Raw genomic sequence first — 14352 nt, forward strand, 5'->3', positions numbered from 1 at the left:
CCATGCCCGCGACGCGTAAGAAATGCCTGAAACGGACCACGACCTGACCGTCGCGAACCTTCATGCCATCTTCCCTTGAGCATTGAGCGCCGGTCCTTCCAGACCGGCGCTTTTTTTGTCGTTTTTTGGCCGTTTGCGCGGCGCCTTCCCGTGTTACTCCCAGTTTCTGTCCCTATGAAAGTTCTCAAGTTCGGCGGCACGTCCGTCGGCAGCGCCGAGCGGATGCGCGCCCTGCCCGCCCTGATTCAAGGCTCCGAGCCCCGCATCGTGGTGCTCTCGGCCATGTCGGGCACCACCAACGCCCTGGTCAGCATTGCCCGCCTGCTCTACGAGGGCGACCAGACCGCCGCCAACTACCAGATTGAGATTCTGCGCCAGCACTACCTCATCGTGGCCCGGGAGCTGCTGCCCGACCCGGCCGTGGCCTCCGAGGCCATCCATCACCTGGACGCCTCATTCAAAAGCATTTTCGGCCTGACCCGCAACCCGCTTTCCCCCGCCGGGGAGCGGCTGATTCTGGCCCAGGGCGAGCTGCTGAGCACGTTGCTGTTTCACCGCTACTACACCGGCATTCTGGGAAAATCGGCCACGCTGCTGCCCGCCCTGGACTTTATGCGCCTCGACGCCAACGACGAGCCCGACGCCGACTACATCGAGCAGCACCTGGCCGCCACGCTGGCGCAATTTCCGCAGGAGCAGCTCTTCATCACCCAGGGCTACATCTGCCGCAACGCCCACGGCGACATCGATAACCTCAAGCGCGGGGGTTCCGACTACTCGGCCTCGCTGATTGGGGCCGCCGCCCACGCCGCCGAAATCCAGATCTGGACCGACATCGACGGGCTGCACAACAACGACCCGCGGGTGGTGGAAGGCACCTACCCCATCCGGGAATTGTCGTTTGACGAGGCCGCCGAGCTGGCTTACTTCGGAGCCAAGATCCTGCACCCGAGCTCGATTCTGCCGGCCGCCAAACACGGCATTCCGGTGCGCCTGCTCAACACCATGCAGCCCGAGGCGCCCGGCACGCTGATTTCGGACCGCACCGGCTCCGATGCCATCAAGGCCGTGGCCGCCAAGGACGGGCTGGTGGCCATCAAGGTGAAGTCGAGCCGGATGCTGCTGGCCCACGGCTTTCTGCGCCACCTGTTCGAGGTCTTTGAGCGCCACCGCACCTCCATCGACATGATTACGACCTCGGAAGTGGCCGTGTCCCTGACCATCGACGACGCCACGCACCTGCCCGAAATCCTGGAGGAACTGCGCGGCTTCGGCACGGTGGAAGTCGACGAAAACCAGACCATCGTGTGTTTGGTCGGTAACCTGATTCAGGCCGACCACGGCTCGGCTCGGCTCGTGTTCAACGCCCTGCGCGACATTCCGCTGCGCATGATTTCCTATGGGGGCTCGCCCAACAACATCAGCATCCTGATTAATACCGCCGACAAAGCCCGGGCCCTGCAGGTGCTCAACGAAGGCCTGTTTCAGCGCAACACCGAAGTAGCGCACTCCTAACGGCAACCCGCCGGACGCATCATTTACCACTGCTTAGCTTACCCATGTCTTTTTCTCTTCCGGCCGCCGCGGCCGCGCGCGAAACGCCTTTTTACCTCTACGACCTGGCCCTGCTGGAGCAAACGCTGACGGCGGTGCAGCAGGCGGCCCGGCCGCGCGGCTTTCAGGTGCACTACGCCCTGAAAGCCAACGCCAACGCCCCCATCCTGGAGCTCATCCAGCAGCACGGGCTGGGCGCCGACTGCGTGAGCGGGGCTGAAGTGCAGCGGGCCCTGGACACGGGCTTTGCGCCGGACCACATCGTGTTTGCCGGCGTAGGCAAGTCGGATGCGGAAATCAAGCGGGCTTTGGCCGCCGATATCTGGTGCTTTAATGCCGAGTCGGCCCAGGAGCTGGAGGTGCTCAACGAGCTGGCCGGGGCCCAGGGGCGCAAAGCCCGGGTGGCGCTGCGCATCAACCCCAACGTGGACGCCCACACCCACCACTACATCACCACGGGCCTGGAAGCCAACAAGTTTGGCATCAGCCTGCAGGACCTGGGTGCGGTAGTTGACCAGCTCGGCGCGCTGCCCCACCTCGAGCTGGTAGGCCTGCACGCCCACATCGGCTCCCAGATTACGGATCTGGGCGTGTTTGCCGAGCTCAGCCGCAAGCTCAACGAGCTGCAAACCTGGCTCGAAGGGCGGGGCCACCACCTGCCCCACCTCAACGTGGGCGGCGGCCTGGGCATCGATTACCACGCGCCCGACGCCAACCCGATTCCGGATTTTGAGGCCTATTTCCAGGTGTTTGAGCAGCACCTGGTGCGCCGGCCCGGGCAGCGAATCCACGTGGAGCTGGGTCGGGCCATTGTGGCCCAGAGCGGGGCGCTGGTGAGCCGGGTGCTGTACGTGAAGCGCAGCCAGCAAACCAACTTCGCCATCCTCGACGCGGGCATGACCGAGCTGATCCGCCCCGCCCTCTACGACAGCTACCACCTGATTCAGAACCTGAGCAGCCAGGGTTCCAAACAGCTCTACGACGTGGTAGGGCCCATCTGCGAGTCGTCGGACACCTTCGGGCGCGAGGTGGCTTTGCCCGAAACCAAGCGCGGCGACCTAGTCGTGATTCGCTCCACCGGCGCTTACGGGGAGGTAATGGCCTCGAACTACAACCTGCGCGAAAAGGCGGAAGCGGTATACGTGGGCCAGTAACGGGCGGCCTGCCAAACGTAAAAGAGCCCTTCCTCGTCCCGACGAGGAAGGGCTTTTTGCTTACGTGAGTCGTCGAAACAGCTGGCCGCGCCGCTCAGTCTGGCAAATGTGTTTCTACCAGCCGCTGGAATACAGGGTCCACTCCCCCACTTTCTCCTGGGTGGAAAACGCGCGGAGCAGCCACTGCCGCTCGGGCTTCACCTCGCCTTTGACCAGCAGCACCGGGTGCTGGGTGAGCAGGGTGCGCACGTAGGTCTCCCGGGTGGAATCGGTGAGGTAGACCAAGTTCTGCTGCCACGTGAGGCCGGGCTCAAACTGCGTTTCCCGGGTCAGGTTGTGGTTGCCGTCGTGCAAGGACACCGGCAGCCGGCCCAGCTCAAAGGCCAGGGACGGCAACAGCTGGTCGTACACCAAGATGGGCCGGCCCGTGAGCTGCCGGCGCGCCAGCAGCTCGGCCAGGGGGCGGCTGCCGTTGAAGCGCAGCTGATTCTGGTGCAGAATCGGCTTGGCCGCCAGCAGCAGGGCCGCGGTGAAGATGGTGGCAATGGCCAGCAGCCGGGGCGCCACCCGCACCTGGTCCCAGAGGGCGTGCTGGAGCACCAGCAGCACAATGCCCGTTGCCGGCCACAGGGCCGTGGCCGGGCTCACTTCCAGCGGCACGGGCAACACCGTCACCAGGGCCGGCAGCAGGCACAGCGCCGCCAGCACCAGGCCGTAGAAAAAGCCCAGCCCGAGGTACCAGCGCTGCAGAGCGGCGTCGCTCAGGCGGCCTAGGTAGTACACGGTCAGCAGCGCCACGCCCGCAAACAACGGCAGCACGTAGAGCAGCAGCTTGGAGCTGGACAGCGAGAAAAACACCAGCGGCAGCAGCACCCAGAAGATGAGCACGTTGCGCCACTGCTGCGACACCTCAGCCCAGCGCGTGCGCACGACTTGCGTTATCAGCGCCGCCGACCAGGGCAGGCTCGTGGCCGGGGCCAGCACTAGGTAGAACCACCAGGGCTTGGCCCGCCCGAAGGTCTGGGGGTTGGCGAAACGCTCCACGGTGTGCTCAAAGAGGAAGTAGCGCACGAAGGCCGGGTTTTCAGCAATCAAATACAGATACCAGCTCAGGCCCACGAGCACAAACAGGACTAACCCCAGGGCGTGGTGCAGCGTGAAAGGGCGCCGGGGCTGCTGCTGACGGAAGTAAAACCCGATAATGGCCATCAGCGGCAGCACGAAGCCCACCGGCCCCTTGGTCAGGAAAGCCAAGCCCAAACTCACCCAGAACAGGTAGAGCCAGCGCCGGCCGCCGGCGTGGTAGTAGCGCAGAATGCCGTAGGTGGCGGCCAGCTCCAGGGTTTGCAGATAGGCGTCGGTGGTCACGTTCAGGGCCGAAATCAGCACCACGGGCAGCGTGCCGTAGACCACGGCCGCCGCCAGAGCCCGGGCCCGGTCGTGGGCGAAGAGCAGCAGGCCCAGCCCGTAGACCAGCCCTATTTGCAGCAGTACGGCCAGCACCGGCAGCAGGCGCACCCCGAAGGCCGTAGGCCCGGCCAGGGTCAGGCCGGCAGCCGTGAGCCAGTAGGTAAGCGGGGGCTTGTGAAAGTGCTGAATGCCGAGCAGACGCGGGTGCAGCCAGTCGTGGGTGGTGAGCATTTCGCGCCCGATTTCGGCGTAGCGGGCCTCGCTGCTTTCCAGCACGCCCCAGCTACCGAGTCCGACGAAAAAGCTCCCGCCCAGCACCAGCACAAACAGCCAGAGCCAGGTACGGGACGAAAGGGAAGCGGGCATAGAGCAGAAAGTGAGGGGAGAGCGGCAAAGTTAGCCAGAAAGGTGCGCCGCGGCTACCGATAACCAAACCGCCGGGCGCAGGTTCTATTTGCGTCCTCTTTTCCCACTCCGCTCCGCCGCCATGAAAATCCTGCTCACCGGCGCCAACGGCTACATCGGCCGCCGCCTGCTGCCCCTGCTTGTCGAGGCCGGCCACGCGGTGGTGTGCCTCGTGCGCGACCCGCGCCGCTTCGAGCTGCCCGAGCGGCTCCGCCACCGCGTGCAGGTAGCCCAGGGCGACCTGCTCCGGCCCGATTCCCTGGTCGACCTGCCCCTCGATATCGACGCGGCCTACTACCTGGTGCACTCCATGAGCGGGCACGACCAGGACTTTTTCCGGGCCGAGCAGCTTTCCGCCCGGCACTTCACCGACTACCTCGACCGCACCACGGCCCGGCAGGTTATCTACCTCAGCGGCATTGCCAACGACAAGTCCCTCTCGGCCCACCTTCGCTCCCGCAAGGCCGTGGAAAAAGTACTCCGCAAAGCCCGGCAGGCCCAGCTCACGGTATTGCGGGCCAGCATCATCATCGGCTCTGGCTCGGCCTCGTTTGAAATCATCCGGGACTTAGTGGAAAAGCTGCCGGTGATGATAACGCCGCGCTGGCTGAACTCGCGCTGCCAGCCCATCGGCATCCGCGACGTTATGTTTTACCTGACCGCCGTGCTCGACCACCCCGACTGCCTGGGCCAGAGCTTCGACATCGGCGGGCCCGACGTGCTGACCTACAAGCAGATGCTCGAAGGTCTGGCCCAGCAGCGCGGCTACCGGCGCTACATTTTCACGGTGCCGGTGCTCACCCCGCGGCTCTCCTCGTGGTGGCTGTTTCTGGTCACGCGCACCACCTTTGCCCTGGCCCAGAGCTTGGTTGAAAGCCTGCGCAACGATACGGTGGTGGCGACCAAGCGCAGCATTGAGCAGGTGCTGCGGCACGAATGCATGAGCTACCCCCAGGCTTTGGCGCTGGCCTTCACCCGCATCGAGCAGAACGAGGTTATCAGCAGCTGGAGCGACGCGGTGAGCAGCGGGGTGATGGAGCAGAACTACATGGACTTCGTGCAGATTCCGCAAAACGGCGTGCTCACCGACCGGCAGACGCTGACCTTCGCCCGTTCGCCGGAAGAGGTGCTGCGCAACATTTGGAGCATCGGCGGCGACCGGGGCTGGTACAAGGTGGACTGGCTCTGGCGCCTGCGCGGGCTCATGGACAAGGCCGTGGGCGGGGTGGGCCTGCGCCGGGGCCGCCGCTCCCCCACCGACCTGCGCGCCGGCGACCCGCTCGACTTCTGGCGGGTGCTGGTCGCCGACCGCGCCGGCCGCCGCCTGCTGCTCTACGCCGAAATGAAGCTTCCCGGCGAGGCCTGGCTGCAGTTTCGCATCCTGCCCAACGCCGACGGCACCCACACGCTCGAACAGCTGGCCGCGTTTCGGCCCCGCGGCCTGGCCGGCCGCCTGTACTGGTACTCGCTGGTACCTTTTCACTTCGTGATTTTCAAGGGCATGATTGAAAACATTGTGCACTACCCCACGCCGGCCCTCACCACGGGCTCCTGACCGACATCAGACCATAGTCATCGGTTATCTGCCAATGCAGGGGGAAGCTGCGCGTATTCTGCTGCGGGTTCAGCACGGGAGTTTATCAGAGTAATACACTTTAGGCAAAAGCTTTATCTTACCCGGCCTTCTGGCCTAAAGCTACGCAACGTCGCCGGGTATGGGCCGGGTGCAGCCATTCGGCGGCGGCGGGCTGGAGCGGCTACTGCTTATTTATTACCTGACTATGGCTAACTCTCTACTCTTTATCACGGCTCCAACCTGGGCCGTGCCGGCAGCTACCGGCCACGATTTCTACACGCTATTTTACGTGCTGGCTTTTGCCCTCAATCTGGGGCTGCTGGTTTGGGAAGGACACCGCCGCGGCTACCCGCTGCGCACTTGGCTGGTAGTGCTGGCCTGCACCACGCTCAGCTTTATTCTGGGCACCAAGCTGCTGGCGTTTTCGGCGCCGGAGTGGCGGCAGCTGGTGCACACCGGCCACTGGCCCGACTCGGGGGCGCGCACAGTGCTGGGCGGCGCGGTGGCGGGCACGCTCACACTGCTGATTCTGCGGCGGCCCTTCGGCTTCAGCTGGCACGTATTCGATGTCTTCACCCTGCCCATGTGCGCGGCCATGCTGGTGCAGTGTCTGGGGTGCGTGCTTACCGGCTGCTGCTTCGGGGAGCTTACCAGCGGCACCTGGGGGCTCATCTACCCGCCCGGCACCCTGCCCTACCTGTGGCAGGCGTCGCGGGGCCTGCTGCCGCCGGGGGCCGCCCAGTCGCTGCCCATCCACCCCACCCAGCTGTATACGCTGGGGCTGTGCGCGGCAGTGGGCGCGATGCTGGTGCTCACTCGCCGCCGCGTCTGGCCCGGCGGCAGCCGCCGTCTGCTGCACCTGGGGCTGCTGCTGAGCGGACGCTTTCTCATCGAGTTTTGGCGCGACCCGGCCGGTGAGCAGGTCGGGGCAACCCTTCACACCCACGCCGGCCTGGCCCTGAAGCAGGTGCAGTGGGCGCTGCTGCTGCTGGCTCCGCTGGCCCTCGCCGGGTGGGCGCTGCTGCTTCGCCGCGCCCGGCGGACCGAGTTTCGGCCGGAACGGATTCCGGGGCAGCATTCGGGCCGCAACCTGCTGGCCGTAGCAGCTCTGCTGGCCCTGACCGCCGGCCTCGGGCCCTACGCCCTGACCCGCCCCGAAATACTAGTCGTGAAGACCCTGCTGCTGACGGTGCTCGTGCTCGAAGGCGGGGCCCTGCTCTTCCGCTCCGCCGGAACGGCCCAGCCCGCCCGCGTGGCTCTGCCGCTGGGGTTGGCCACCGTGGTGCTGGTGCTCACGAGTCAGGCCCCCGCCGATTCGGCCCGACTGGATGGCTCTTCCTACTACTCCTTCACGCCCGGCTTCGTGGCGGGTAGCTACGACCAGGACAAGCTCTACACGCCCAGCGGGGGGTGCTCGGGGTCGGGTGGCCCCCCGGTGCGCACTGGCTATTACCATGAGTATCGGGCCATGGGTGGGGAGTTTGCCTACGTACGTCCCAGCCGGCACCGGCCGGGACGCACCAGCTACGGCCTCGGCGTCTGGGCCGGCCGCGAGTACGTGAATGCCCAACTACTCACGCCGGGCGGCCCCTTCCTGACCGCCAGTCCCCGCGACGGCCGTTACAACGGCCTGCTGGATATCAACCCGTACTTGGAGCGGGACCGGCTGCTGAACGGGCGCTACGGCTTCGGTTACGGCCTGCGGCTGGGCCTGCACCTGGGCGAGCTGGCTCACCTGGCGCCGTCGCAGGGCACCTCGGACTTCGACCGGGTGCGCGTGCTGCCCGACGTAAAGCTCTGGCTTGGGGTGCGCCGCCTCGCGTTTGCCCAGATTGACGCGGGCGCCGGGCCGCTGGCCCTCGGCAACTACACCAGCCGCTTTGCCCTCGGCTCCGGTCTGGGTTCCGATTGGCGCCGCTCCGTGCTGGTCGGCCTCGCGCAGTCCACACACGACCCGAATCCAAACATGGGCTTTCTGAGCGCCAGTTTCCCGCTGGGCCAGTCCGGGCTGTGGGTGGAGCCCTACGGGGCCACCGACTTCGGCCGGCACCGGCAGGTTTCATTGCGGCTGCAGTACCGCCTGAATACCCACTAATTCCGATCCGGCTCAGCTCAGTCGCCGAATCAGCCACATAACGAGGCTCAGCACAACGCTAATCAGCAGCATGGAGGCCAGCGGGGCGTAGAACCGGAAACCGGGCCGCGCAATGCGGATGTCGCCAGGCAAGCGGCCAAACCAGCCCAGCAGGCTGCCTCCACCGAGCCACATGAAAGCGCCCAGAGCCACGAGTCCCAGGCCCGCCAGCACCAGCATTTTTCCAACGTTCGGATGCATGCTCACCTCTTCACCAGTACCGCACGCTTATCACCAGCCCCGCCACCAGCGCCATGTACACAACCAGGGCCAGCCACTCGCCCCGGTCGCGGAAATTGTAGGGAAACCGCTTCTGCGCCTTTTGCTGCACCAGCATCGACAAGTACAGCCCGCCCGCGGTAAGGCCCAGCCCCAACCCCTGGGGAATAACCTGCCGGTAAAGCAGCAGCATGCCCACTATCGGCAGCAGTCCGACGAGGTAGCCGAGCAGACGGGATTGGAACAGGGCCAAGTTGAGCATGAGAGAAAATCTAAAATCATTAAATGTAATCGAAGTACCGGTCCCACCAGGTGGCTATGTGCGAGTTATTTTGGACTCCCCGATAGGGTTGGTTCAGCAGCTCAGCCGGCACGTAGCCGTGCAACGGCAGCAGCGTCCTGATGGCAGTCAATACAGATGCCTCAACCCGCTCCGCGAGCAACACGGCAGCTAAGTTGCCAAAGATGCTGAAGCGAAGCTCTGGCTGAATAAAATAATGGCTGGGATTGGGTAGCCGAACACTCCTGTAAAATGTGGCATCCTGGATGGAGCCGTCCTCTTCGGTGACAAGCAAGCCTGTGCTTTGCTGTAGCTGCTGAATAAAGCGCTCAAACTGGGCATCGGCCATTTCAGGATTAAAGTCATCAGCAGCCGAATCCGGAAAATACCAGTCCTTCGACTCATCAAGCTGTTCCAGCAGTTGTACCAAGGCGGCCGTTTCCATCACCCCTTCTCAAACACCGGCTCAATGCGCCCTTCCGACCCGACCTGCAAAGCGGCTTCGTAGCGGCTGCCGTTTTTGGTGGATATGAACCCGCGGATGACGCCGGTTTTGCCTTTGCGCAGCAGCTGGTTCATCTGGGTGTCGGTCAGGGTTTTGCCGCCCCACTCGAAGGGCGCCCGGAACTGGCAGTCCTCGCGGAAGCGGGAGCAGCCCCAGGCGCTCTTACCGCGCAGCATGGTGCCCAGCTTGCAGACGGGGCAGGGAATCTGGCCGGGGTCCTGGGCGGTGGTGGGCTTGCTCTCGGCGGCCCGCACCAGCTCCAGCCCGTGCTGGGGCGTGAGGCGCACGGCAGCATCGAATTTTGTTCCCGCATCGTCGAGGTATCCCTTGATGACGGGGGTGCGGCCCTTGGTAAGCAGAGCCGCTACCTGCTTGTCGGTGAGATTCTTGCCCTCAAACTGGGCGGGCAGGCGGAACTGGCAGTTTTCGCGGAAGCGGGAGCAGCCAAAGGCGGTTTTGCCCTTTAGTACGTGCCCGGCCCCGCAGCTCGGGCACGGCCCCAGGCTGCCGGCCACGGCGGGCGTGGTCGGAGCGGGCTTCGGAGCGGTGGCCGGCTTGGCGGCCGTAACTTCCGAGGTCTGCCCGGCCATGGTGATGGTGCGCCGGGAGCCGTCCTGCTTCACTTCCTGCACCATCTCGCGCACCAGCATCTTGAGCTCGTCCAGGAACAAACCCGAGTCGAGGTTGCCCGACTCAATCTGGCGCAGCTTCCGCTCCCACTGCCCCGTCAGCTCGGCCGACTTGAGCGTGGGGTTGCGAATCAGGCCGATGAGCTCCACGCCGGTGGGCGTGGGTAGGATGCGCTTTTTCTCCCGCCGGATGTAGCCGCGCTTAAACAGGGTTTCGATGATGGCCGCGCGGGTGGAAGGCCGGCCGATGCCGTTTTCCTTCATGGCCTGCCGCATTTCCTCGTCGTCGATGTTGCGGCCCGCAGTTTCCATGCCGCGCAACAGCATGGCTTCGGTGTAGTCGCGCGGGGGCTGGGTTACCTTCTGGTCGAGCCGGGGCTTGTGGGGACCACTTTCGCCCTTCTCGAACGAGGGCAGCACGGTGCTCACCACGTCGTCGTCACCCTCGCCGGGCTTGGCGGTGCTGGGCGCCTGCTGGGCGGCCGGGTCGCCGTAGACAATGCGCCAGCCGGGGTTCAGAATCTGCCGGCCCCGGACTCGGAACGGATGCCCGGCGGCCTCGGCCGTCACGGTCGTGTTCGACACCTCGCAGTCGGGGTAAAACGCGGCCAGGAAGCGGCGCACGATGATGTCGTAGACGCTGTGCTCGGTGCCGCCCAGCCCGCCCGCGCTGGCCCCGGTCGGGATGATGGCGTGGTGGTCGGTGACCTTGTTGTTGTTGAAAACCTTGGGGCTCTTCTTGATTTTGGCGGCCAGCAGGGGCTGAGTCAGGCTGTGGTAGGCGCCCAGGCCCTGCATGATGCCGGCAATTTTGGGGTACTGGTCGTCGGGCAGGAAGGTGGTGTCCACGCGCGGGTAGCTGACGACCTTCTTTTCGTAGAGCGCCTGCACGGTCTTGAGCGTGTCCTCGGCCGAGAGGCCCAGCTGGTTGTTGCACTGCACCTGCAGTGAGGTCAGATCAAACAGCGAGGGCGGCGACTCCAGCGCCTTTTTGATTTCGACGCCCGTCACGGTCAGCGGCACGTCCTTCACGGCGGCCATAGCGGCGTCGGCCTCCTCCTGGCTCACGAAGTAGCCGCGGGCCTTGAGGCGGGCCTTTTCGTCGGGCTCGTCGTCGTCCTTGCCCTTTTTCACCGGGGCCACGTGGCTGAACATGGTGCCCCGGTACTCGGTGCGCAGCACCCAGTAGGGCTCGGGCCGGAAGTTCTGGATTTCGTGGTAGCGGTCCACCAGCAGCGCCAGCGTGGGCGTCTGCACCCGCCCGATGCTAAGCACCTGCTTCTGGCCGGCGGCGTACTTGAGCGTAAACAGCCGGGTAGCGTTGAGGCCCAGGAGCCAGTCGCCGGCGGCGCGGCTCTTGCCGGCCTGGTAGAGGTTGTCGAACTCGGCGCCTTCACGTAGGTTGGCAAAGCCCTGGCGGATGGCTTCCTCGGTGAGGGACGAAATCCAGAGGCGCTTGAAGGGCTTGCGGTACTTGGCTTCCATCAGCACCCAGCGCTGAATCACCTCCCCCTCCTGCCCCGCGTCGCCGCAGTTTATCACTTCTTCGGCGCCGGCCAGCAGATTTTTAATCACCGTGAACTGGCGCACTACCCCGTCGTCGCGGCGCATGAGCTTGATACCGAACTGCTCGGGCATCATGGGCAAGTCATGGATGCTCCAGCGCTTCCACTCGGGGCGGTAGTCTTCGGGCTCGCGCAGCTGGCAAAAATGCCCGAACGTCCAGGTGACTTGGTAGCCGTTGCCCTCGAAGTAGCCATCCATCTTGCGGCTGGCCCCAAGCACGTGGGCAATTTCGCGGGCAACGCTGGGCTTTTCGGCAATGCAGACTTTCACTGATTCTCGCTGTAGTAGATGCTGGTTTCGCCGGCCGGGGCCGACGCGGGAATCAACAAAGATACGGCTAGAAAAGGTCGTTTTGCACTTCCGAAACGATTCCTGCGCCGCAGCCGGCCGCAGCTGATGGTTTGGCTGAACAGCGCAAAAAAAGTACTGCGGCCGACCTATATTTCACCCAACCCTCACCAGAGCAGCGCCACCTTTGACTCATCGTTCAACCAAACCACTTTTTACCATGAAAAAGTACCTGTTTGCGGTTGTCGCTCTGGCCTGCTGCACCGCGTCCGTTTGGGCCGCACCCGGCCACCCCGTCACTGAGAAGTATCTGGCCGCCCACTCCGTGCTGCTGCCCGCCGTCGAGGTCGACGCCCGGGGGCCGCACCACCCCAAGGCGGGCCACCACCACGCCCATCCGGTGGTGCGCAAAGTCAAGGAGAAAGCCGGCAAATAACTCCCGCTGCTCTCTCCCGCCCCCAAGCCCCGCGTCCTCCCTCGCGGGGCTTTTTGCGTTCCGGCCCCACTCCTACCACACCCGCGCCTGAATCAGGGCGTGGTTGACGAAGCTGCCGGCTTTTGTGCCCGCGGCCACCGCTACGGCCACGGCCCGCATGGGTGTGGTAGCGTCGCCGGCGGCGTACACTCCGGCCACGCTGGTTTGCTGCAGCTCGTCTACCCACAAGTGGCCATGCTCGGTCCGGGTGCAGCCCAGCGCGGCCGGCAGCAGACTGTGCTGCTCAAACGGCACCCGGGCAAACAGGGCCGTAGCCGCTAGCCGCCGCCCGTTCTTCAGCTCCACGGCCTCTAGCTGCCCCGCCGAGTGCGCCAGCGCGGTAACTTCGCCTTCCTCCACCCCGAGTCCCGCCGCCCCCAGCTGTTGGCGTTGGGCGGCAGTGAGCGTCGAGGGGCCGTTGGTGAGCAGCGTGAGCTGGGGCGTCCATTGCCGAAGAAGGCGCGCATACTCGTAGCCCGCTTCCCCGTTGCCGAGCACGGCCAGGGGCTGGCTATGCACTTCGTAGCCGTGGCAGTACGGGCAGTGCAATACCGAAATTCCCCAGCATTCAGCAAAGCCCGGCAGATCCGGCAGCTGGTCCCGGACGCCGGTGGCAAAAATCAGCTTGGATGCCCTATACACGACATTATCGGCGGTGGTAACCCAGAAGTCGGGACCGCGCCGGACCGCTGCCACCGCCTGCCCGGTCACGAAGGTCACCGTGGGATACGCCAAGACCTGGGCGCGGGCTCTGGCCCGGATAGCGGATGGCGTTTCCCCATCCTGGGTGAGAAAGTTGTGGGCGTAGGGCGTCGAACGGTTGCAGGGCTGGCCGCTGTCGAGGATGATAACGCGCCGCAGGGCCCGCCCCAGCGACATAGCCGCCGCCAAACCGGCGTAGCTGCCCCCAATAATCAAGACTTCGGCAAACGTAGGATCTTCCATAAGGGCGGTTTAAAGTGGGCAGTGGCACGACCAAGGCCGGCATTACGCCACAAAAGTAAGCCGGGGAATTACACATGCAACATTGTTGCATATGTAATTCCCCGGCTTTTTCGGAAGCCCGACTGCTTACTCGACGCTCAGCACGATTTTGCCGGCCGCTTTCCCCGATTCGCTGTAGCGGTGGGCCGCGGCGGTTTCGGCCAGCGGAAACACCCGGTCGATGATGGGGCGCAGGGTGCCGGCTCCCAGCCAGGCCGTAATCAGGGCCAGGTCGGTGCCACGGTTGGCGGCCAGAAATACGCTCTGCTTTTTATCGGAGAAGGCGGCGGCCACGGCACCCGTCACGGCGGCCTTGGGTTCGGGGGCGGTGCTCACGTAGCGGCCGTTGCGGCGCAGGGCGGGGCGGGCGGCGAGGTAGCTGCTCTTGGCCACGGCATCAAATACCAGGTCGTAGCGGCTCAGGTCGCGGGTGAAGTCGTGTTCGTGGTGGTTCAGAATCCGGTCGGCGCCCAGGGAGCTGACCAGCTCGGCGTTGTCGGGGCCGCAGACGCCGGTGACTTCGCCGGCCCCGAGGGCCTTGGCCATTTGCACGGCAAAGGAGCCTACCCCGCCCGAGGCTCCGTTGATGAGCACCCGGTCGCCGGACAGCAACTGCCCGTGGTGGTGCAGGGCCTGCAGGGCCGTCAGGGCCCCGAGCGGTATGGCTGCGGCCTGCTCGAAGCTCGAGGCTTCGGGAATAAAGGCAAAGGCGCTTTCATCGAGCAGGGCGTACTCGGCGTTGGCCCCCTGAATGCCGGCCGCCATGCCGTACACCCGGTCGCCGGCTTTGCAGCGCGTCACGTTAGCGCCCACGGCGGCAACTTCGCCGGCCACGTCGCGGCCCGGGACCTTGGGAAAGTCGGAGCCCGTGATCAGCTTCATGGCCCCCGAGCGGATTTTCCAGTCGATAGGATTGACGCTGCTGGCGCGTACGCGCACCAAAATCTGGTCGGGACGGGGCGTGGGCGTGGGCAGGGTGCCGTACTGAAGCACGTCGGCCGACCCGTACTGGGTGAAGAAAATGGCGTTCATGAGTGCAGGAATGGTGGAGGTAGGCATACGCAGAATGCCATTGGGCAGTCGAGCTTTCCGTGCCTAGCCCTGCCGCCGCCAAAAAAAATGCCGCAGCCAAGGGCTGCGGCGTTTTCGACCACACTTAGAGACAAATACAAG

12 protein-coding genes are annotated in these 14352 nt (G+C 65.0%); 5 read left to right on the forward strand and 7 right to left on the reverse strand.

Features of this window, described 5'->3' with window-relative positions; all coding sequences use genetic code 11:
• Positions 1-174: 174 nt before the first annotated feature.
• Positions 175-1515, forward strand: a complete 1341-nt coding sequence (locus EWM57_RS04050; protein ID WP_129919853.1) for an aspartate kinase — start codon at positions 175-177, stop codon at positions 1513-1515.
• Between the two features lie 44 nt (positions 1516-1559).
• The gene (gene lysA, locus EWM57_RS04055) at positions 1560-2708 is read left to right on the forward strand and encodes a diaminopimelate decarboxylase (protein WP_129919854.1); all 1149 of its coding nucleotides are present in this window, start codon (positions 1560-1562) and stop codon (positions 2706-2708) included.
• 114 nt (positions 2709-2822) lie between these two features.
• Here lysA and EWM57_RS04060 read toward each other — a convergent pair whose 3' ends face one another.
• The gene (locus EWM57_RS04060) at positions 2823-4484 is read right to left on the reverse strand and encodes an ArnT family glycosyltransferase (RefSeq protein WP_129919855.1); all 1662 of its coding nucleotides are present in this window, start codon (positions 4482-4484) and stop codon (positions 2823-2825) included.
• 121 nt (positions 4485-4605) lie between these two features.
• On the opposite strand from EWM57_RS04060, the gene EWM57_RS04065 reads away from it, so the two are divergent.
• Entirely contained in the window at positions 4606-6078 is a 1473-nt protein-coding gene (locus tag EWM57_RS04065) for an SDR family oxidoreductase (RefSeq protein WP_129919856.1), read from the forward strand.
• A gap of 226 nt (positions 6079-6304) precedes the next feature.
• Positions 6305-8194 (forward strand): prolipoprotein diacylglyceryl transferase family protein, encoded by a 1890-nt coding sequence (locus tag EWM57_RS04070; protein WP_165370408.1) that lies wholly within the window; start codon positions 6305-6307, stop codon positions 8192-8194.
• A gap of 12 nt (positions 8195-8206) precedes the next feature.
• On the opposite strand, the gene EWM57_RS04075 is transcribed toward EWM57_RS04070, so the two are convergent.
• Genes EWM57_RS04075 through EWM57_RS04090 form a run of 4 tightly spaced genes read right to left on the reverse strand, consistent with a single transcriptional unit; the run spans position 8207 to position 11702 of the window.
• On the reverse strand, positions 8207-8434 hold the full coding sequence (locus EWM57_RS04075) for a DUF2905 domain-containing protein (protein ID WP_129919858.1): 228 nt from the start codon (positions 8432-8434) through the stop codon (positions 8207-8209).
• A 10-nt stretch (positions 8435-8444) separates the two neighbouring features.
• Positions 8445-8714, reverse strand: coding sequence for a hypothetical protein (locus tag EWM57_RS04080; protein WP_129919859.1), 270 nt, complete (start codon positions 8712-8714; stop codon positions 8445-8447).
• 19 nt (positions 8715-8733) lie between these two features.
• Positions 8734-9177, reverse strand: a complete 444-nt coding sequence (locus EWM57_RS04085; RefSeq protein ID WP_129919860.1) for a hypothetical protein — start codon at positions 9175-9177, stop codon at positions 8734-8736.
• On the reverse strand, positions 9177-11702 hold the full coding sequence (locus EWM57_RS04090) for a type IA DNA topoisomerase (RefSeq protein WP_129919861.1): 2526 nt from the start codon (positions 11700-11702) through the stop codon (positions 9177-9179). The genes EWM57_RS04085 and EWM57_RS04090 overlap by 1 nt, the downstream gene beginning before the upstream one ends.
• A gap of 238 nt (positions 11703-11940) precedes the next feature.
• Here EWM57_RS04090 and EWM57_RS04095 point away from each other — a divergent pair, with 238 nt between their 5' ends.
• On the forward strand, positions 11941-12156 hold the full coding sequence (locus EWM57_RS04095; protein ID WP_129919862.1) for a hypothetical protein: 216 nt from the start codon (positions 11941-11943) through the stop codon (positions 12154-12156).
• 72 nt (positions 12157-12228) lie between these two features.
• Here EWM57_RS04095 and EWM57_RS04100 read toward each other — a convergent pair whose 3' ends face one another.
• The gene (locus EWM57_RS04100; RefSeq protein WP_129919863.1) at positions 12229-13140 is read right to left on the reverse strand and encodes an NAD(P)/FAD-dependent oxidoreductase; all 912 of its coding nucleotides are present in this window, start codon (positions 13138-13140) and stop codon (positions 12229-12231) included.
• A gap of 126 nt (positions 13141-13266) precedes the next feature.
• A complete protein-coding gene (locus EWM57_RS04105) occupies positions 13267-14238 on the reverse strand; it encodes an NAD(P)-dependent alcohol dehydrogenase (RefSeq protein ID WP_242509972.1) in 972 nt (323 codons plus the stop codon).
• Positions 14239-14352 lie beyond the last annotated feature (114 nt).

Origin of the sequence: Hymenobacter persicinus, from assembly GCF_004167665.1 — a bacterium.
In the GTDB taxonomy this organism is placed as follows: Bacteria; Bacteroidota; Bacteroidia; order Cytophagales; family Hymenobacteraceae; genus Hymenobacter; species Hymenobacter persicinus.